Below are 19,338 nucleotides of genomic sequence, written 5' to 3' on the forward strand. Positions count from 1 at the left end.
CTGCGGGTGCGTTGTGGTTGTTCGCGCAGTTCCCCGCGCCCCTGAGGGCGGACGGCTACTGGCGCCATAGGGGGTGCTGGTGGTCCGCCCACTCTTTGGTCACCCTGCCCGTTCTCATTCCTCTGCGTGCCTCGGGGTCGGCCAGGGCCATGCCGATGTGGCCGGCCAGGACGATGCCGATGGTGAGGGCCAGCCAGTCGTGGACGAAGGTCGCGCTGGTGCGCCAGAGGAGGGGGGTGAGGTGGGTGAACCACATCATCAGGCCGGTGGCGAGCATGACGAGGGTGGCGCCCGCGATCCAGGACGCGTAGATCTTCTGGCCGGCGTTGAACTTGGCGGCCGGGCGGGAGGCGTGCCGCCTGTCGCGGTGCAGGGCGGCGCGCAGCCAGGTGCGGTCGTGCGGGCCGAAGCGGTTGAGCCGGCCGAGGTCGGCTCGGAAGGCTCGGGAGGCGAGGCCTGCCAGGACCGGGACGGGCAGGGCGAGGCCTGACCACTGGTGCAGGGTGACGACCAGGGCACGGCGGCCTACGAGTTCGGCGAGCTGGGGGACGTAGAGGCAGGCCGCCGTCAGGACGCAGAGGCCCATCAGGGCGGCCGTCGTGCGGTGGATCCAGCGCTCGGTCGGGGTGAAGCGGCTGACATCGGCCGCGGTGTCAGCTCGTGGGTGCATCGTCGCGTCCGTTCGAGCGGCCCACCCAGGCGTCGATGTCGTAGCCGCGCTCCTCCCAGTAGCCCGGGTCGACCTCGTCGGTCAGGGTGATGCCGGAGAGCCACTTGGCGGACTTGTAGAAGTACATGGGCGCCACATAGAGGCGGACCGGGCCGCCGTGGGAGTGGCCGAGGTCCTTGTCCTGCATGCGCAGGGCGACCAGGACGTCCGCGCGGCGGGCCTGGGCGAGGGTGAGGCTCTCGGTGTACGTGCCGTCGAAGCAGGTGAAGCGGATCGCCTTCGCGGTGGGGCGTACGCGGGCCGCGTCGAGGATCCGGGAGAGGCGCACACCTTCGAACGGGGTGTCCGGGACCCGCCAGCCGGTGACGCACTGGACGTCGCGCACCATGCGGGTCTGCGGCAGGGCTCTCAGCGCGTCCAGTGTGTAGGTGGTGGGGCGGTCGACCAGGCCGTCGATCTTGAGACGGTAGGTGTCGGCGTTCTTGCGCGGGACGGACGAGGCGACCGAGTAGTAGCGGAAGCCGCCGCCGTTCGGGAGCAGTCCGGTCAGGCCGGTGGGGTCCTTGTCGGCGGCACCGCCGAGGAAGCCCTCCAGGCCGCGCTGCAGCTTGGGCGCGGCGACAACGCCGAGGGCGCCCACGGCGAGGGTGCCGAGGAAGACGCGGCGGCCGACCGGGGTGCCCCGTTCCTCGGGGTGTCCGTCGTTCACGCCGTGTTGTACGTCCTCGCGCACGCCCCCATTCACATCCTCGTCGCCCCTGTTCGCGTTCACGTTCTCATTCGAACACCCGCGGCCCCGGCAGGACAGGGATCGCGGGTGCTCGTCAGAGTTCCGTAACCACTTCTTACGTCGGGCGCGTCAGGACGAGGCCGCCTTGTCGAGCTGGAACGCCTCGTTGCCGAGCCCGATCCGGGCGTGCTTCTCGGGGGCGCGGGCGCGCAGCACCAGGCCCAGGACGAGTCCCGCGACCAGGGCCAGCCCGATGACGCCGGGCAGCACCCAGCTCAGCGAGGAGTCCGGGCCGGCGCCGACCAGCACCTCGAAGTCCTTCACGGTGTAGCCGGCGATCACGAGCAGGGCGAGGCCCGACAGCGTGGCGGTGACCAGCCGCCAGGCCTGGGCTCCGGCGGCGCCGCGGCGGACGAAGAAGACGACGACGGACAGGGAGGCCGCCGCCATCAGGACGATCACGCCGAGGGCGCCGATGTTGCCGAGCCAGGTGAACAGGTGCAGGACGGGCGCGGTCGGGTCGCCGACCGGCTTGTCGTCGGCGATCGCGAAGCCGGCCACGACCACCACGGCCACGACGGTCTGCAGCAGCGAGCCGGTGCCGGGGGCGCCGCTGCTGCCGCTGGTACGGCCGAAGGCGGCGGGCAGCAGGCCCTCGCGGCCCATGGCGAAGGCGTACCGGGCGACGACGTTGTGGAAGCTGAGCAGGGCGGCGAACATGCCAGTGACGAAGAGGATGTGCAGGACGTCCGTGAAGGTGCCGCCGAGGCGGGACTCGGTGAGGAAGAACAGCAGTCCGGCGCTCTGCTTCTGGGCCGTGCCGACGATCGCGGAGGGGCCGGTGGCGACGGTGAGGGCCCAGCTGCTCAGCGCGAAGAAGACGGCGACCCCGCCGACGGCGAAGAACATCACACGCGGCACCAGGACATGCGGGCGGCTGGTCTCCTCGGCGTAGACGGGGGCCTGCTCGAAGCCGAGGAACGCGGCGATGCAGAAGCACAGCGCGGTGCCGACGCCCGCGCCGGTGAGCGTGTCGGGGTTGAAGGCGTGCAGCGACAGGCCTTCCTTGCCGGGGTCGGCGAGGGCGGCCACGTCGAAGATCACGACGAGGAGTACCTCGATGACCAGCAGCACGCCGAGCACCCGCGCGTTGACGTCGATCTTCAGCCAGCCGAGCAGTCCGACGGCGAGGGCGGCCACGAGGGCCGGTATCCACCAGGCGATCTCCACGTCGGCGTAGGTGGCGAGGAGGCCGGAGACCTCGAAGCCGAAGATGCCGTAGATGCCGATCTGGAGCGCGTTGTAGGCGACGAGGGCGACCAGGGCGGCGCCCGCGCCGGCGGTGCCGCCGAGGCCGCGGGAGATGTAGGCGTAGAAGGCGCCCGCGTTGTGGACGTGGCGGCTCATCTCGGCGTAGCCCACGCTGAACAGGACCAGGACGACGCCGAGGACGACGAAGAGCAGCGGCTGGCCGACGATGCCCATCACCGCGAATGTAGTGGGCATGACACCCGCGACCACCATGAGCGGGGCGGTCGCCGCGAGGACGGAGAGCAGCAGCCCCCCGGTGCCGAGGCGGTCGGCCCGCAGGGCACGCTCCTGCCCCTTGAACGTACTGATACCGCCGCCTGCGGCGGACGTGCTCGTACTCGAACTGTCCGTGGTCATCGGGAGAGCGTCCTCACTTCTGGGATGGCGGGGGTCAGGCCGTGCCGAGCGCCCCGGCGCGGGCGGCGGCGAAGGCGATGTGCGGGTCGCGGTCCGGGTACGACCAGGGCGCCGGGGTGGCGTACCGGCCGATCCGGTGGAACAGGGCGGCGGCCTCGGCGCCCCGCCCCTCGCAGAACTTGGCGTGGGCGAGGAAGTTCAGGTCGATCAGCCGGCGCGGATGGCCCTCCAGCTCCCATTCCAGCCACCAGTCGAAGGCGGCCTTCATCACCTGCCGGGCGCGGCGGCCGGCCCAGTGGCCCGAGGCGGCCGGATCGGCGGGCTCGTACCCGGCGGCGGCCAGCACGCGGTAGCGCTCGGCGTGTGCGATGACGGGCAGGATCGCGAGCGGGGAGTCGGCCGGTGCCTGTTCGGCGGCCCAGTTGGCGAAGTCGTAGACCTCGTGCAACGGGTCCGGGCCGGCCTCGGTGCGGCGCGCGGCGAGCCGGGCGACCATCAGGTGGTGGGCGTGGTGGTGGTCGGCGTACCGGCCTCGGACCGCCTCGAACTGCCGGACCACGTCCATGTCCCTGCCGGTGGCGCACTCCAGCATGAGCAGGCCGAGCAAAGGAGTGGGATCGGCCGGGGCGCGGGCGACGGCGGTGTCGCAGGCCTCACGGGCGCGGACCGGCTTGCCCTTGCCGCGCAGCACCCGCCGGACCTCGGCGAGGGCGAGCAGGACGGCGGCGTCGGCGGACTCGGGTTCGGCGAGCAGCCACTCACGGGCCCAGGCGGCGCAGTAGGACTCCCCCGCGAGGACCGTGATCCGGTGGCCGCGGCGGTCCCAGTCCTCTCCGGTCCGGACCAGCAGGGAACGGACGTGCTGCCAGCGGCCCTGCGCCAGCGCGGCGCGCGCGGCCACGAGGTCGGCGTCGTCGAGGGCCTCGTCGAAGGCCTGCGCCGCACGTCTGCGGCCACGGCCGAGGGGAGGCGGGGGTGGGGACACCGCGGAACTTCCTCACGCGCTCTTCTGGTGTTTCGGCTCACGGCGGTCGATGGGGCGCGGATGTGCGCAATGCCATGAACTGATCACGCACAGCCAACCCCCCGCCAACGGTTGACGTCAAGGGCCGCCATCGCGTTACACGCGTCAAGTGGCGTTACTCGTGAGGGTTTTGTGATCAACGAGGAGTGGGAGGAGCATGAGACCGACATCCGATTTTTCCGTTTCGCCCTTTGTGACGTACGTCATAGCGTTCGCCGGTTTCGACCCGGACCATGGCAGGACGTACGGGCGCGCCGGGCGGAGCCAGCCGGTACAGTCGGCCCCTACGCAACCGTGAACCCGACCTGATGATCGAGGTACACCGCGTGTCGGTTCTAGTTCTCGTGCTCGCCCTGAGCGCCGCCTGCTGTCTGGGCTTCGGCTTCGTCCTGCAGCAGAACGCGGCCCAGCGGGCACCGCTGAGCGACTTCCTCTCCTTCCGGCTGCTGATCGACCTGGTGAAGGTGCCGCGCTGGCTCGGCGGCATCGCGCTGATGGTGGTCGGCATGGCGCTGGGCGCAGCCGCCCTCGGGCAGGGCGAGCTGGCCCTGGTGGAGCCACTGCTGGCGACGAACCTGCTGTTCGCGCTCGCGCTGTCCCGCAGGCAGACCAAGCAGCCACTGGGCCGCCAGGGCTGGGCGGGCCTGCTGCTGCTGGCGGGCGGGGTGACCGCGTTCATCGTGGCGGGCCAGCCGCAGGGCGGAGCCGCGACGGCGGATCCGGTGCGGCAGTGGCTGATCATCGGGGCCATGGTCGGTCTCGCCCTGCTGCTCACGACACACGCCAAGCGTTCGCGGCTGAGTTCCGGACCGGTGCTGCTGGCCCTGGCCGCCGGGCTGCTGTACGGCGTGCAGGACGCGCTGACCCGGGTGAGCGGGCAGAAGTTCGCCGACGGCGGCTTCGCCGAGCTGCTGACCGGCTGGCAGCCGTACGCGGTCCTCGCGCTGGGCGTCACGGGTCTTGTCCTCGTGCAGAGCGCCTTCGAGACCGCCTCCCTGCGCAAGTCGCTGCCCGCCCTGACCGCGGCCCAGCCGCTCGCCGGGATCATCTGCGGCGTCGGCTTCCTCGGCGACCGGCTGCGGACCGACGCGGTGGCCCTGAGCTGGGAGGCGGGCGGTCTGCTCGCCGTGGTCGCCGGAATCGTGCTGCTGGGGCTGCACCCGGCGATGCCGCACGGACTGGCGGAGCGCGCCCGCGTGGGGAAGCTGCAGGCACAGCCGCAGCCCCAGTGATGCGGACGCCGCTCACTGCTTGGATGAGGGCATGAGCGCTGCTGACGAGATCCTCGACATCGTCGACGAGAACGACCAGGTCATCGGGCAGCTGCCCCGAGGCGAGGTCTACGCCGGGGGCCTGCGGCACCGCTGTGTGTTCATCCAGGCCAGGGACGCCGAGGGCCGTCTCTTCGTGCACCGGCGGACACCCACCAAGCTGGTCTTCCCCTCGCTCCACGACATGTTCGTCGGCGGAGTGGTCGGCGCGGGCGAGGCCTACGACACGGCGGCTCTGCGCGAGGCCGAGGAGGAACTGGGCGTGACCGGCCTCCCGGACCCCAGGTACCTCTTCAAGTTCCTCTACGACGACGGCGACGGCCGGAGCTGGTGGTCGGCGGTCTACGAGGTCCGCTGCGAGCTTCCCGTGCGGCCGCAGGCCGAGGAGGTGGCCTGGCACGACTTCCTGTCCGAGGACGAGGTGGAGCGGCGTCTCGGGGAGTGGGAGTGGGTGCCGGACGGGCTGGCGGCGTACGAGCGGCTCAAGGCGTTCCGGTCGAGGCCCTAGTGGGCGACAGCGACCGGCGAGCGGCTCCCGGGTAGGGTCGCGCAGATGATCGAGTTCGTACGGAACGTCCGGTTGTGGTTCGCGCCCGCCGAGGTCCGGCAGGACGGCGAGACGCCCGACTACCGGTTCTCGCTGGCGAACGAACGCACCTTCCTGGCCTGGCTGCGCACCGCGCTCGCGCTGATCGGCGGCGGCTTCGCCGTGGACCAGTTCCTGCCGGACCTGCGCTGGGGCTGGCGGGTGGGGCTGGCCCTCGCACTGCTCGCCGCGGGGGTGCTGTGCTCGCTGCGGGCGGTCAACCACTGGGTGCGCTGCGAACGGGCCATGCGCCGGGGCGAGGATCTGCCGGTGTCCCGGTTCCCGGCGCTGCTGAGCCTCGTCGTCGCGGTCGTGGCCGTCGCGATGGTGCTTGTGGTGCTCGTGGGGTGGGAGGGGTGAGCGCATCCGGCAGCGCGCCTCTGACCCCTGACCGCGACCCCGGGCTCCAGCCCGAGCGGACCCGGCTCGCGTGGCGGCGTACGACCCTCTCCGGCACGGTCTCGGCCGTACTCGCCGTGAAGACCGCGCTGCACGGTGGCGTGTCGGTCGCCGGGGTGGTCGCGTGCGCCCTGTGCTGTCTGCTGTGGCTGGGCTTCCTCGGCGTCGCCCACCGCCGTATCGGCGCCCTCTCCGTGCCCGGCAGTCCCGCGGCGTTCGCGCCCCGGCACGCCACGGCCGCGGTGCTGTGCACGGTCGCGATGGCGGTGTGCGGGGCGGCCCTCGTTCTCTGATGGCCCCCGGACCTCGACGGCCGGCGGCTACGCGCCCTCCGTCTCCCAGTCCACCGTCACGACGATCTTGCCGCGGGTCCGGCCCTCCTGGTTCAGCAGATGCGCGTCCGCCGCGCGCTCCAGCGGGAACGTCTCGGAGACATGCACGCTCACCACGCCCTGTTCCGCCAGTTCGGACAGCCGCTGGAGGTCCTCGGCGTCGGGGCGTACGAAGTAGTAGCGGCCGCCGTAGTTCACGACGTCGCCGTCGGCGATCGACACCAGGCGGCCCTCGGGGGCCAGCAGGTTCGCCGAGACCTTCAGCGCGTCACCGCCGACCGTGTCGAACACGGCGTCCACACCCTCGGGCGCCAGCCCCCGCACCCGCTCGCCCAGGCCTTCGCCGTACGTCACGGGCTCGCCGCCGAGGCCCCGCACGAAGTCGTGGTTGGGCTCGCTCGCCGTACCGATCACCCGGGCGCCGAGGTGGGTGCCGAGCTGTACGGCGATCGAGCCGACGCCGCCGGCCGCCGCGTGCACCAGGACGGTCTCGCCCCGCTTCACCTGGAGCACCTTGAGCAGCACCTGGTAGGCGGTGAGCCCGACCAGCGGCAGTCCGGCAGCCTCCTCGAAGGAGAGGTTGCGCGGCTTGCGGGCGAGGGTGCGCAGGGGCGCTGCCACGTACTCGGCGAAGGTGCCACGGGAGAGGAAGTCCTCGCGTACGTACCCGATGACCTCGTCCCCGACGTCGAACTCCGAGACGGCCACGCCGGGCCGTACGACGACGCCCGAGACGTCCCAGCCGGGCACCACGGGGAAGGCGGGTTCGAGGATGGCGTCGAGGTAGCCCTCGCGGGCCTTCCAGTCGACGGGGTTCACGGCCGCCGCCCGCACCTTCACCAGCACCGCGTCCGGGCCGACCTTGGGATCGCGGACCTCCCCGAACGCCAGCACCTCGGGTCCGCCGTACCGTGAGTAGCTGATGGCCTTCATGGCTCCGACCTTCCGGGCTCCCCGGGTGCCACGCAAGCCGGATGGCCTGAACGAAGCGGCCCCGGGCTCCTGGGGCTCCCCGGCGTCCCGCGCGAGGAGCCGTCGGCCTATCGTGGCTCCGATCACGTTTCGGCCCCCCTCTGGACGACATACCGACCGGTCGGCATCATGAGTCGGGAACCGTCCATCTCCCCGTAGGAGCGACGCATGAGCCCCGACCACCCGCCCGGACTCGATCTCGACCGGCTTCGCGGCCTGCTCGACCGGGAGCGCCCCGGCCTGGTGAACGGCCCGCTGTCCGGCCGGCTGATCGAGGGCGGACGGTCGAACCTCACGTACGCGGTCTCCGACGGCACCGCACGCTGGGTCGTACGGCGGCCTCCGCTCGGCCATGTGCTGGCCACCGCGCACGACATGAAGCGCGAGCACCGGGTGATCAGCGGGCTGTATCCGACCGCCGTGCCGGTTCCGCGGCCGGTGCTGCTGTGCGAGGACGAGGAGGTGCTCGGGTCGCCCTTCTACGTCATGGAGTTCGTCGAGGGCACCCCCTATCGCACCGCCGACCAGCTCGCCCCGCTCGGTCCGGAGCGGACCCGGGGCGCGGTGCTGAACCTGGTGGACACGCTGGTGGAGCTGCACGCGGTGGACCCCGGCGAGGCCGGGCTCGCGGACTTCGGGCGGCCCGAGGGCTTCCTGGACCGGCAGCTGCGGCGCTGGGGCAAGCAGCTGGACGCCTCCCGCAACCGCGAGCTGGACGGCATCGACGAACTGCACGCCGCCCTCGGCCGGGACCTGCCCCGCTCCCCCGCGCCGGCCGTCGTGCACGGCGACTACCGGCTCGACAACGTCCTCATCGGCGAGGACGACCAGATCAAGGCCGTTCTCGACTGGGAGATGTCGACACTCGGCGACCCGCTCACCGACCTCGGCCTGCTGGTGATGTACAGCATGCCGCTGGGCATGCCCGACTCCCCCGTCTCCACGACCGCCGAGGCCCCCGGGCATCCGGCGCCGTCCGAACTCATCGAGCGGTACGCCGCGCGCTCGGGGCGCGACGTCTCCGCGGTCTCCTGGTACACGGCGTTCGCCTGGTTCAAGCTCGCCGTGATCCTCGAGGGCATCCACTACCGCTACACGCTCGGCCAGACGGTCGGGCGCGGGTTCGACCGCATCGGCGACCTCGTGCCCGTCTTCGTCCGGCACGGGCTGACCACGCTTCACGAGGGCCTTCAGGAGGGCTGATCCGTATGGACTTCGCGTTCGACGCACGCACCGAGGAGCTGCGCGCCAAGCTGCTCGCCTTCATGGACGAGTACGTCTATCCGGCCGAGGCGGTGGCGGACGAGCAGCGGGCCGCGCTCGCCTCGCCGTGGGAGACCGTGCCCGTGGTGGAGGAGCTGAAGGCCGAGGCCCGCAGGCAGGGCCTGTGGAACCTCTTCCTGCCGGACTCCGAGTACGGGGCCGGGCTCACCAATCTGCAGTACGCGCCGCTCGCCGAGATCATGGGCCGGTCACCGCAGCTGGCTCCGACGGTGACGAACTGCGCGGCACCCGACACCGGGAACATGGAGGTGCTGACCCAGTTCGGGGACGAGCAGCAGCGCAAGCAGTGGCTGGAGCCGCTGCTGGCGGGCGAGATCCGCTCGGCGTTCGCGATGACCGAGCCGGAGGTGGCCTCCTCGGACGCCACCAACATCACCACGCACATCGAGCGGGACGGCGACGAGTACGTCATCACGGGCCGCAAGTGGTACATCTCCGGAGCGATGCACCCCGACTGCAAGATCTTCATCGTGATGGGCAAGACGGACCCGGACGGGGAGGACATCCGCCGCCAGCAGTCGATGGTGCTGGTGCCGCGTGACACGCCGGGTGTCACGATCAAGCGGGCGATGCAGGTGTTCGGCTACGAGGACCACTACCACGGCGGCCACGCCGAGGTGATCTTCGACCGGGCGCGCGTGCCGGCGTCGAATCTGATCGGCGAGGAGGGCGGCGGCTTCGCCATCGCGCAGGCCCGGCTCGGTCCCGGCCGGATCCACCACTGCATGCGGCTGATCGGCATGGCGGAGCGGGCGATCGAGCTGATGTGCCGGCGGGCGGTGTCCCGGACGGCCTTCGGTAAGGCGCTGGCGCAGCAGGGTGTGGTGCACAACTGGATCGCGGACGCGCGGGTGACGGTCGAGCAGCTGCGGCTGCTGGTGCTGAAGACCGCGTGGCTGATGGACACGGTCGGGAACAAGGGCGCGCACACCGAGATCCAGTCGATCAAGATCGCTACGCCTCGGGCGGTGGTGGACATTCTCGACCGGGCGATCCAGTTGCACGGTGCGGGGGGTGTCAGTCAGGACTTCCCGCTGGCGGAGCTGTATGCGGGGGCGCGGACGCTGATGATCGCGGACGGGCCTGATGAGGTGCATCAGCGGTCGCTGGCCCGGCGGGAGTTGAAGAAGTACCTGTAGGCGGTGCGGGCGGTGGGGGTTTTCTCGCCCCCGCCGCCCTTGCCCGTCCCATCCTCAGGGGGCTCCGCCCCCTGGACCCCCGTTCGGCCTGGACCCCCGTTCGGCCTGGACGGCCTCGTCCTCAAGCGCCGGACGGGCTGGTGGGTGCGAGCCCGGCCTCTTGGCTCACCGTGTCGGGCGGTGGGTGGGCATAGGCCGGGGTCCAGGGGGCGGAGCCCCCTGGCTGGGTCAGGGGCGCAGGGCCCGCATCAGCAGGTCGGCCAGGTGGTCGGCTACCTGTTGCGGGCTCATGGGCCCGTCCGGGCGGTACCACGTCGACAGGTGGTGGACCGAGCCGAAGTGGTAGTCGACGACCAGGTCCGCCGGGGTCGTCCTGGAGAAGACGCCCGACTCCTGGCCCTCCTCGACCAGCGCCCGGAAGCGCTCGTGGTAGCGGCGGCGCTCGGAGCGGACCTGCTTGTTCTTCTCGGGGCTGAGGTGGTGCATCGACCGCCAGAAGATCATCGCGTCGTCGAGGTTGTCGATGGTCGTCACCACGACGTCCGCGGCCGCGGCCCGCAGCCGCTTCTCCACCGGCTCGTCCGCGTCCGCGACGGCGTCCAGCCGCTCCTGCTGGATACGCAGCACGCGCGCGTACACCTCGTGCAGCAGGTCGTCCTTGGAGCCGAAGTAGTGGTACAGCGCACCCTTGGTGACGCCGGCCGCCTCGACGATCTCCTGCACCGAGGTGCGGTCGTAGCCCCGCTCCGCGAAGAGCCGGGTGGCGGCGGCCAGGAGCCGCTGAGGCACGGGGGTGCCGTCCGAGTCCGTGGTCCTGGGCACTGCCGCCACCTGCCTTTCCGTACTGCTGGTCAATTGCCTTGCATCCGGGAACGCAGTTCCCGACGGAGGATCTTCCCACTGGCCGTCTTCGGCAAGTCGGGCAGGATCTCCACCTGGCGCGGGTATTTGTAGGCGGCCAGTCTCTCCTTGCAGTAGGCGGCGAGTGCATCCGGGTCCGTCTCGGCGTCCGGACGCAGGCTGATGTACGCCTTGACGGTCTCCCCGCGATAGCCGTCGGGCACCCCGACCACGGCGGCCTCGCGCACCGCCGGGTGCGTGTAGAGCACGTCCTCGACCTCGCGCGGCCACACCTTGAAGCCGGACGCGTTGATCATGTCCTTCTTGCGGTCGACGACGTACAGCCAGCCCTGCTCGTCCATGAAGCCGATGTCGCCGGTGCGCAGTTCGGCACCGGGGAAGGTCTCGGCGGTGGCGTCGGCGCGCCGCCAGTAGCCGGGCACGACCTGCGGGCCGCGTACGGCGATCTCGCCCTGCTCGCCGAAGGGCACCTCGTCGCCGTTGTCGTCGACGATCCGGACGACCGTGTCGGGGCCGGGCAGGCCCACAGCGAGCGTCCCGGAGGCCGGGTCGACGGGCGCCTCCAGACCGGGCGGCACGGAGGCGCAGGGCGCGGTGCACTCGGTCAGCCCGTAGCCGTTGCGGATGTACGGCCCGAAGCCCGCCCGGAACTTCTCCACCAGCGCGGGCGGCAGCGGGGCGCCGCCGGAGGAGATCACCCGGAAGGAGGAGAAGTGCTCACGGGTGACGGAGGGGTGGGCGGCCAGCGCCATGAAGGCCGTGGAAGGGCCGACCGTGTAGTGCGGCGCGTGCTCGGCGAACGCGTCCAGCACCGTGCCCGCCTCGAAGCGGTAGGCCAGCACGAGCGTGCCCCCGCTGTTCAGACAGGCGCCGAACTGGCAGACCATGCCCGTGATGTGGAACAGGGGCGCCATCGCGAAGTACACGGGCCGCTCGGGCAGCCCCAGGCCGGTCCGCTGCCGCTCGGCGTTGTACATGATGTTGCCGTGCGTGTTGGTGGCACCCTTGGGCGTGCCGCTCGTGCCGGAGGTGTAGCTGATCAGCGCGATGTCGGAGGGGCCGGGCACACGGTCCGCCGGTGCCTTGTCCCCGGCTCGCGCCACGGTCACCAGGTCATCGGCGTCCGGGGCCTGCGGCAGCCGCTCGAAGGTCAGCACACGCGCGTCGTCACGCGTCTGGAAGTCCAGCTCGCATCCGGTGAGCACGATCCGCACGGGCGAGTCCGCCGCCGTCTCGCGCAGATACGACTCCCACGCCCGGTCCGAGCAGATCAGCGCGGCCACCTCGCCGTCCCGCAGGACGTGGGTCACCTCGCCCGACTTGTACATCGGGTTGACGGGCACGACGACCGCGCCCGCCTTCCACGCGCCGAGCATGGCGAGCACGAAGTGCGGAGAGTTCTGCAGCAGCACCGCGACCCGGTCGCCGGGCTCCAGGCCGCGTGCCGCGAGGTGCCCGGCGACGGAGTCGCTGAGCTCGTCGACCTCCCGGTAGGTCAGCCGTCCGTCGAAGTAGGCCAGGAAGTCGCTGTCCGGCGTCTCGGCCACCACCCGCCGCAGGGCGTGCACGAGGGAGCCGGCGGGGCTTATCGGGCCCTTCTGGGCCTCGTCGAGCAGGTCCAGCCAAGGCTTGGCCGCGTAGCGGGACTCGGTCACCGGGTCTCCTCCCACTGCTGCTGGATGCGGTTCATACCGGTCAGCCACCGGTCGGGGTCACCGGCCCGGGCCTGATGGTAGGCGGCGACCTCCGGGTGCGGCAGGATCAGGAAGCGGTCCTCCTCGATGCCCTTGAGCAGGGCGTCCGCGACGGCCTGCGGCTCGATCGCGGTCGGCTGCAGCACCAGGTCGCCGGCGCTGCCGGTGGCGGCGAGCATGTCGGTGCGGACGCCCTGCGGGCAGATCGCGTGGACCTTCACGCCCCGGTGCCGGTACGTCAGCGACAGCCACTCGGCGTAGGCGAGGGCGCCGTGCTTGGTGACGGCGTAGGGCGCGGCTCCGATCATGGTGAGCAGCCCGGCGGCGGACACGGTGGAGACGAACCGGCCACTGCCGCGCTCCAGCCAGGCCGGCAGCAGTTCCTCGGCGGCCCGGACATGGGCCATGACGTTCACGTCCCAGGAGGTCGCCCACGCCTTCTCGTCCAGTGACTGCCCGGAATCGACGCCGTCGAAGGCGACACCGGCGTTGGCGCAGTACACATCGACGGTCCCGCCGAGCGCGTCCCGGGCGTCCCCGACGATGCCCGAGGCGTCGCCGGGCACGGGGATGCCGCCGATCTCGGCGGCGATGTGCTTGGCCCGCTCGGCGTCGAGGTCGTTGACGACGACCCGGGCCCCTTCGGCGGCGAACCGCCGGGCGAGCGCGGCCCCGATTCCGCCGCCGGCCCCCGTGACAACGACTCCGGCCTCTTGAAAGGCTCCCACCATCGGTCTCCTTAGACGCGGCTCAGCAATGGCGCCAGACTAACCGGTCGGTATGTACTGCGGAAGGGGTGTCGGCAACGCCCCCGAAAGGGGCGCGGGGCTGTACTGATCGTGCGGCTTCGCCGCGGGGCGCGACAAGCCACAGGCGGCCCGCAGGCTCCCCACAACCCGCGGGAGCGCATACCGTGCCCATGCCGACCGTCCCCGCTCAAGGAGGTCACCGCATGCGCCCTTCCAGACGAGCCGTCATCACCACGGCCACGGCGGCAGCCGTCTCAGCCACCTCCACCGCATCCGCCGCCCAGCGCCGAAGGCACCTGCGCACCGGCTTCGAACGACTCGCCCACGACGGCTACGCCCTGCTCGACGGCCAGAAGGCCGGCATCGTCACCAACCCCACCGGCATCACCCGCGACGCCCGCCACATCGTCGACGTCATGCACGAGGACGACCGCGTCGACCTCACCGCCGTCTTCGGCCCCGAGCACGGTTTCCGGGGCACCGCCCAGGCCGGCGGCTCCGAGGGCCGCTACGACGACCCGGCGACCGGCCTGCCCGTCTACGACACGTACCTCAAGAGCGGCCGGCCCCTCGCCGACATCTTCACCGCGTCCGGCGTGGACACGGTCGTCTTCGACATCCAGGACGTCGGCGCCCGCTTCTACACGTACATCTGGACCCTGTACGACTGCATGGAGGCCGCGCAGCTCGCCGGCAAGCGGTTCGTGGTCCTGGACCGGCCCAACCCGGTGACGGGGCGCGCGGCGCTGGGGCCCGTGCTGCACAAGGAGTTCGCCACGTTCGTCGGACGGCAGCCCATTTCCCAGGCCCACGGGATGACCGTCGCGGAGCTGGCGCGGCTGTTCAACGGCGAGTTCCTGACCCAGCCCGTGCCGCTGGAGACCGTGCCGATGTCGGGCTGGAAGCGCTCGGAGTTCTACGACGCCTCCGGCCTGCCCTGGGTGCCCCCGAGCCCGAACATGCCGACGCCGGAGACGGCCCTGGTGTACTCGGGGACCTGTCTGTTCGAGGGCACGAACCTGTCGGAGGGGCGCGGCACGACCCGGCCGTTCGAACTGCTCGGCGCGGAGGGCGTCGACCGGCGCTGGGCGGAGGGGGCGAACGAACTCGGGCTGCCCGGCGTGCGGTTCAGGGAGGCGTACTTCGCGCCCACCTTCTCGAAGTTCCAGGGCAAGACGATCGGCGGTGTGCAGGTCCATGTGCACGACCGGGCCGCGTTCGACCCCGTGCGCACGGGAATCGCCCTGCTGGTCACCGCCAAGCGGGTCTGGAGCGGTTTCGCCTGGCGCCCCGACAACTGGATCGACAAGCTCACCGGCTCCGCGCGCGTACGCACGATGATCGACGCGGGCGCGGACACCGACGAGGTCGTGGCGGGGTGGCAGCAGGACCTGGCGGCGTTCCGGCGGACGCGGCGGAAGTACCTCGTCTACCGCTGAGCGAGGAGTACCTCGTTTACTGCTGAGCGAGGAGTACCTCGTCCACCGCTGAGCGAGGCATACCGCACCCAATGCGCCCGTGACGTATGGCCAATTCGCCCCGTTGGCAGGACGATGCGCCCAGATCGTGGCGTCACCAGGGGGCTAGGGGGCCTGTCATGGCGGATCCGGCGATGAGTGTGGCTCCCTACTGGGAGCTGACCTTCGACGCGGACGGGGACCCGGCGGGCCGCCAGCGGGACCGGTTGCTCGCCGGGGTGGCCGAACGGAAGGTGCGCGACCTGATCGTCTTCGCGCACGGCTGGAACAACGACCGCTCGGGCGCGACCCGCCTCTACGACCGCTTCCTCGCGCCCGTCCCACGGCTGGCCCCGGCGGCCCGGGTCGGGTACGTGGGGGTGCTGTGGCCGGCGATGCGGTTCTCCGACGAACCGATCCCGGACCTGCCACGGGCCGTGCCGGCCGAGGCCCCCGGCCGTCCCGCGCTCGGCAAGGACACGCGGCACGCGCTGCTGGAGACCTTCCCGGGCCGGGCGATCCTGGTCGACCAGATCGCGCGGCTGCTGGAGCAGCAGCCGCGGGAGGAGTCCGAGCTGGAGGAGTTCGGGCGGCTGGTCCGGCTGCTGGTGGAGGTGGTGGCACCCGGGCCGCAGGAGCTGTTCGCGGCGGACACGGTGGCGGAGGGGGTGCCGCAGAGCGAGCCGGAGATGTTCGCCGGGTCCTCGGCGGCGGCCTGCGAGGATTTCGCGCAGGCGCTCGCGGAGCTCGAAGCGTCCGGCGCACGAAGGGACTTCAGGCTCCCGAACCCCTGGGACGGTGCGCACGAACTGCTGCGGCAGGCGGCGTACTACGCGATGAAGCGGCGCGCGGGAACCGTCGGTGAGCGCGGCCTCGGCCGGGTCGTCGGACAGCTCGCGGCGGCGGCGCCGGGCGTGCGCGTGCACCTCGTGGGGCACAGCTTCGGCGCCCGGCTGGTGTCGTTCGCGCTGCGCGGACTCCCCGAGGGTGTGCGCACGGTGAAGTCCGTGACACTGCTCCAAGGGGCGTTCTCGCACTACGCGTTCGCGGCCCGGCTGCCGCACGACGCGCGCGCCGGAGGGGTGTTGCAAGGGCAGCAGAACCGTGTCGACGGCCCTGTGGTGTGCTGCCACTCCCGGCACGACTCGGCCCTCGGCACGTTCTATCCGCTGGCGTCGCGGATGGCGGGCGACAGCCGGTCGGCCACCGGCCTCGACCTGAGCAGGGCCCTGGGCGAGAAATGGGGCGCGATGGGCTGTGGCGGGGTGCGGGCGGTGCCGGGCACGCGCGCGTACTCCCTCGCCAAGGCCCTGACGGTGGAACCGCCCGCCTCGGGATGCGTGAACGTCGACGCGTCGGCGGTGGTCAGACGCGGCGGCCCGCCGGCCGGCGCGCACAGCGACATCCTGCACGAGGAGCTGGCCCGCCTGGTGCTGACGGCGGGCCGCGTCCGCTGACCCGCCGTCAGCCACCGGGACCCTCGCGTCACCGGTGCGAGGTGAACTCCACGACCTGCTGGTAGGTCGGCCGGTTCTGCCAGCTGATCTTGCCGTGCTTGATGCCGCCCAGGGTGCGGTGGATGACCGAGTCGGCGCACCACTGGTCGCCCGCCGAGCACTGGTCGTCGCCGGGGTAGACCTGGGCGGCGGTCTTGCCGGCCGCCTCCTTCAGGGTGCCGATGAGGGTGTCACGGCAGGCCCCGAGGCTGCCGTCGCCGCAGTACTTCCTGGCGAGCGGACCCCGCACCTGCTCGCCGAGCACTCCCCGGATGTCCTTGTCGACATAGCTCCACCAGCCGTACTGGAAGGAGCTTCCGGCGTGCGAGCCGGTCGGGCCGTGGGCGGCCGACGGGGACTCGTCGACGGGCAGGTTCGCGGTCATGGCGGCGTAGAGCTCGCTGCCGAGGCCCGGTTCGAACTCGGCCTTGACCAGCAGGGGCCACCAGGCGTCCAGGATGCGGATCGCGTCGGCGTCGGCGTACTTCTTGGAGCCGGCCGAGGTCTCCGTGCGCTTGCCGCCGGCCGCGATCCACGCCTGGAGCTTGCTCACGGCAGCGGCCGCGGCTGGGTCGGTGACCGGTGAACTGTTGACGACCTTCAGCAGCTTCGGCAGGACGTCCTCCGCCCTCAGGTCGGCCGTCGCCGCGTCGGCCATGGCCTTGACCAGCGCGGCCCGGGTCACACCGCCCTGCCGGACCAGCTTCTTCACCCGGTCCTCCAGGAGGTTGCCGCGGTGCACGGACCCGTTGCCCCAGGGAGCGGTCGTGTAGTCCTTGGCCTGCTTGTTGTTCCAGGAGATGTAGTAGTCCTGGTCGATCGAGTTGGGGTGGGCGGAGGGCGGGGTGTAGTCGGCCGTGTTGGTCGCCGGGTCCCAGCCCCGCCACTCGTACGCCGGCCGCGCCCACGCCGGGAACTCGGCGTCGACGCCGTTCGCGCGCACCGGGTTGTCGCCGCTGTTGTAGTACGCGGTGTGCTCGGAGTCGGCGTAGAACCAGTTGAAGGTGTAGTTGATGTGCTGCACCGCCTTCTGGAAGGACTCCGGGCCCTGGACGTACTCGGGGTCGTTCAGCATCTGGAAGCCGATGATGGAGTCGGCCTCGTGCAGGAAGGACGAGCGCAGGGTGGTGTAGGCGACCTTCTTGCCGCCGACCGTCGCGCGGTACTCGACGGGGCCGTACTTCGTGCGCCAGACGCGCATCGTGTAGGAGCCGGCCGCGGTGCCGTCGGCCGTGGTCGGCTTCCAGGCGTTCTTCTGCTCGACCTTCTCCATCGGCGTGCAGGTGCCGCGGTACAGGTAGTGGTAGTCGTCCTGGCACAGTTCGACGGCGTAGGTGTCGATGATGTCCTGGCCGGAGGTCGTGGCGCTCCACGCGTAGTCCTGGCCGCGGCCGAGTTCGACGTACATGCTCAGGCCCGCGAAGGAGGCGCCGCGGGCGCTGATGCCCGGGCCCTGGATCTCCTGGAGCAGCAGCAGCTGGGGCGCGAAGTAGCCGGTCTGCGGCCCGAACACGGCGACGGGGTGGCCGCTGGCGGTGTGCTCGCCGCCGACCACGAGGGCGTTGGACATGCCGCGCCTGGCGGACGACAGGGCCGTCTTCGCCGCCTGGCCGAACGCGCCGGTGGCACTGGACGTCGCGGCGCTGCCGGTGCGGTCGTACACGAGCGGCTCCGGCTCCACCGAGCCGGCGTCGGGCAGGGCCGTGCCCTGCGGGTCGTCGGGCTTCGTCGCGTACGGGAAGCTGCCGTCGTGGACGGTGAGGACGGCCTCCGGGTCGTTGCGCTCGCGGAAGGACTCCCAGACCTTGGTGCCCTCCGCCACTCCGTACTTCTCCTGGGCGGCGAGCAGTGAGAGCGCGTTGTTGACCTCGCCGCCCCCGCCGGAACCGAACAGTGCGCCGATCACCGAGCCCAGCGCGACCAGGTCGGTGATCTTGAAGTGCTCGATCTTCCCGGCGTTGGTGACCGAGTCCTTGTGCCCGGTGAGGACGTACTCGCCCGGGAAGTAGCGGCCGCTGTCCGAGGCGTCGATGTAGGAGTTGATGCCGTCGAGATAGGCCGTGGCGTCGGCGAGGGCCTGCTTGCCGCGCTCGCCGTTGGTGGCGACGGCGTTGTCGATCTGCGCCTGGAGGTCGGCCTCGGTGTACGGGGCGTGCCGCCAGAACTGCTGCTCCAGGCCCTGGTTGGAGGGCGCGCCGCCGGCGAACGAGGTCAGCTGACCGCGCCCGACGTGCCGGAAGACGTCCATCAGCCACAGCCGGTCCTGGGCGGCCGCGTAGCCGGCCCCGAACTCGGTGCCGTACCGAGTGGTGCCGGTGATGTGCGGCACACCCGTCTTCTTGTCACGGACGATCGTCACGTCGCCGCGCCCGGCCGGCTTGACCGTGGAGGCGACCTGATCCGCCGGGACCCCGAAGGACGCGTCGTTGAAGAAGTTGTTGATCTTATCGTTGGTGAGGCCGGTGTAGCCCTTGGCGAGATTCGCGTAGGGCCCGAGCTGGTCCTCGGCGTGCTCGGGCTGGGTGCCGAAGGCCTGGTTGAGGAGGATCTGGGCGAGGGTGGCGTTGCCGTTCTGGCCGGGCGGGAGGATGTCCGAACACTGGTTGCCGCAGTAGTCGTTCGCCGCGGCCGCAGCCTGCCCTGCCGGTGTTTCCGCGGCGGCCGCCGGGGCAAGCGGCGACAAAAGACCTGCGATCAGGGCGCATATCGAAGCGGTCTTCAGGAACCCGGGGAATCCCCGGGGAGTTCTCATTCTGCCGAGAACGGTGCGCGTGCGAGCGGTACGCCGTGGCATGGGGGGCTCCTCCGGAGGGGGTGGCCGGATGTTACCGCCGGTATCCCCGAGTTTGAAGATGAACAATCGTCACTTCTTGGAGTCAGCACAACAGGCACACGGACCACGGCAGTCGACTCGCGAGCCTCTTAGGACGGCTTATGGAGGGCATTTGAAATCGGATGGAGCCGATTCGCTTGTCGATACGTCTATTCGGCGACGTCCGTACGACG

General features: G+C 71.3%; 17 protein-coding genes. 8 read left to right on the forward strand and 9 right to left on the reverse strand.

Annotated elements, in window-relative coordinates; translation table 11 throughout:
• Positions 1 to 55 precede the first annotated feature (55 nt).
• The 4 genes from ACIBK5_RS19890 to ACIBK5_RS19905 all read right to left on the reverse strand — a co-directional run bounded on the left by ACIBK5_RS19890 (position 56) and on the right by ACIBK5_RS19905 (position 4,053).
• Positions 56 to 670: a cytochrome b/b6 domain-containing protein gene (locus ACIBK5_RS19890; protein WP_399021157.1), complete on the reverse strand. Its 615-nt coding sequence runs from the start codon at positions 668 to 670 to the stop codon at positions 56 to 58.
• Positions 654 to 1,379: a molybdopterin-dependent oxidoreductase gene (locus tag ACIBK5_RS19895; RefSeq protein ID WP_399021293.1), complete on the reverse strand. Its 726-nt coding sequence runs from the start codon at positions 1,377 to 1,379 to the stop codon at positions 654 to 656. Before ACIBK5_RS19895 ends, ACIBK5_RS19890 begins: the two co-directional genes overlap by 17 nt.
• A 150-nt stretch (positions 1,380 to 1,529) precedes the next feature.
• Positions 1,530 to 3,068 carry an APC family permease gene (locus ACIBK5_RS19900; protein WP_399021158.1) on the reverse strand — a complete coding sequence of 513 codons (1,539 nt, stop codon included), beginning with the start codon at positions 3,066 to 3,068 and terminating at the stop codon, positions 1,530 to 1,532.
• Between the two features lie 34 nt (positions 3,069 to 3,102).
• Complete coding sequence (locus ACIBK5_RS19905) at positions 3,103 to 4,053, reverse strand: hypothetical protein (RefSeq protein WP_399021159.1); 951 nt, start codon at positions 4,051 to 4,053, stop codon at positions 3,103 to 3,105.
• A 347-nt stretch (positions 4,054 to 4,400) separates the two neighbouring features.
• Here ACIBK5_RS19905 and ACIBK5_RS19910 point away from each other — a divergent pair, with 347 nt between their 5' ends.
• The 4 genes from ACIBK5_RS19910 to ACIBK5_RS19925 are packed head-to-tail and all read left to right on the forward strand — an operon-like array spanning position 4,401 to position 6,641.
• Entirely contained in the window at positions 4,401 to 5,324 is a 924-nt protein-coding gene (locus ACIBK5_RS19910; protein ID WP_399021160.1) for a DMT family transporter, read from the forward strand.
• A 31-nt stretch (positions 5,325 to 5,355) separates the two neighbouring features.
• A complete protein-coding gene (locus ACIBK5_RS19915) occupies positions 5,356 to 5,871 on the forward strand; it encodes an NUDIX hydrolase (RefSeq protein WP_399021161.1) in 516 nt (171 codons plus the stop codon).
• 45 nt (positions 5,872 to 5,916) lie between these two features.
• Positions 5,917 to 6,309, forward strand: coding sequence for a YidH family protein (locus ACIBK5_RS19920; protein WP_215122459.1), 393 nt, complete (start codon positions 5,917 to 5,919; stop codon positions 6,307 to 6,309).
• The gene (locus ACIBK5_RS19925; protein ID WP_399021162.1) at positions 6,306 to 6,641 is read left to right on the forward strand and encodes a DUF202 domain-containing protein; all 336 of its coding nucleotides are present in this window, start codon (positions 6,306 to 6,308) and stop codon (positions 6,639 to 6,641) included. The genes ACIBK5_RS19920 and ACIBK5_RS19925 overlap by 4 nt, the downstream gene beginning before the upstream one ends.
• Positions 6,642 to 6,668: 27 nt before the next feature.
• On the opposite strand, the gene ACIBK5_RS19930 is transcribed toward ACIBK5_RS19925, so the two are convergent.
• Positions 6,669 to 7,613: an NADP-dependent oxidoreductase gene (locus tag ACIBK5_RS19930; protein WP_399021163.1), complete on the reverse strand. Its 945-nt coding sequence runs from the start codon at positions 7,611 to 7,613 to the stop codon at positions 6,669 to 6,671.
• A 207-nt stretch (positions 7,614 to 7,820) separates the two neighbouring features.
• Here ACIBK5_RS19930 and ACIBK5_RS19935 point away from each other — a divergent pair, with 207 nt between their 5' ends.
• Both ACIBK5_RS19935 and ACIBK5_RS19940 read left to right on the forward strand, forming a co-directional pair.
• Complete coding sequence (locus ACIBK5_RS19935; protein WP_399021165.1) at positions 7,821 to 8,855, forward strand: phosphotransferase family protein; 1,035 nt, start codon at positions 7,821 to 7,823, stop codon at positions 8,853 to 8,855.
• A 5-nt stretch (positions 8,856 to 8,860) separates the two neighbouring features.
• A complete protein-coding gene (locus ACIBK5_RS19940; protein ID WP_399021166.1) occupies positions 8,861 to 10,075 on the forward strand; it encodes an acyl-CoA dehydrogenase in 1,215 nt (404 codons plus the stop codon).
• Positions 10,076 to 10,303: 228 nt separating this feature from the next.
• Here ACIBK5_RS19940 and ACIBK5_RS19945 read toward each other — a convergent pair whose 3' ends face one another.
• From ACIBK5_RS19945 to ACIBK5_RS19955, 3 genes are read right to left on the reverse strand one after another with little or no spacing between them, the layout of a single operon-like run.
• Positions 10,304 to 10,897 carry a TetR/AcrR family transcriptional regulator gene (locus tag ACIBK5_RS19945; protein ID WP_399021167.1) on the reverse strand — a complete coding sequence of 198 codons (594 nt, stop codon included), beginning with the start codon at positions 10,895 to 10,897 and terminating at the stop codon, positions 10,304 to 10,306.
• A gap of 29 nt (positions 10,898 to 10,926) precedes the next feature.
• On the reverse strand, positions 10,927 to 12,591 hold the full coding sequence (locus ACIBK5_RS19950) for a class I adenylate-forming enzyme family protein (protein ID WP_399021168.1): 1,665 nt from the start codon (positions 12,589 to 12,591) through the stop codon (positions 10,927 to 10,929).
• On the reverse strand, positions 12,588 to 13,361 hold the full coding sequence (locus tag ACIBK5_RS19955) for an SDR family oxidoreductase (RefSeq protein ID WP_399021169.1): 774 nt from the start codon (positions 13,359 to 13,361) through the stop codon (positions 12,588 to 12,590). The genes ACIBK5_RS19950 and ACIBK5_RS19955 overlap by 4 nt, the downstream gene beginning before the upstream one ends.
• A 221-nt stretch (positions 13,362 to 13,582) precedes the next feature.
• On the opposite strand from ACIBK5_RS19955, the gene ACIBK5_RS19960 reads away from it, so the two are divergent.
• Both ACIBK5_RS19960 and ACIBK5_RS19965 read left to right on the forward strand, forming a co-directional pair.
• Entirely contained in the window at positions 13,583 to 14,818 is a 1,236-nt protein-coding gene (locus ACIBK5_RS19960; protein WP_399021170.1) for an exo-beta-N-acetylmuramidase NamZ domain-containing protein, read from the forward strand.
• 158 nt (positions 14,819 to 14,976) lie between these two features.
• Entirely contained in the window at positions 14,977 to 16,293 is a 1,317-nt protein-coding gene (locus tag ACIBK5_RS19965) for a serine-threonine protein kinase (RefSeq protein ID WP_399021171.1), read from the forward strand.
• 28 nt (positions 16,294 to 16,321) lie between these two features.
• On the opposite strand, the gene ACIBK5_RS19970 is transcribed toward ACIBK5_RS19965, so the two are convergent.
• The gene (locus ACIBK5_RS19970; RefSeq protein WP_399021172.1) at positions 16,322 to 19,126 is read right to left on the reverse strand and encodes a penicillin acylase family protein; all 2,805 of its coding nucleotides are present in this window, start codon (positions 19,124 to 19,126) and stop codon (positions 16,322 to 16,324) included.
• Positions 19,127 to 19,338 lie beyond the last annotated feature (212 nt).

It is taken from the genome of Streptomyces sp. NPDC050546 (assembly GCF_044457425.1).
In the GTDB taxonomy this organism is placed as follows: domain Bacteria; phylum Actinomycetota; class Actinomycetes; order Streptomycetales; family Streptomycetaceae; genus Streptomyces.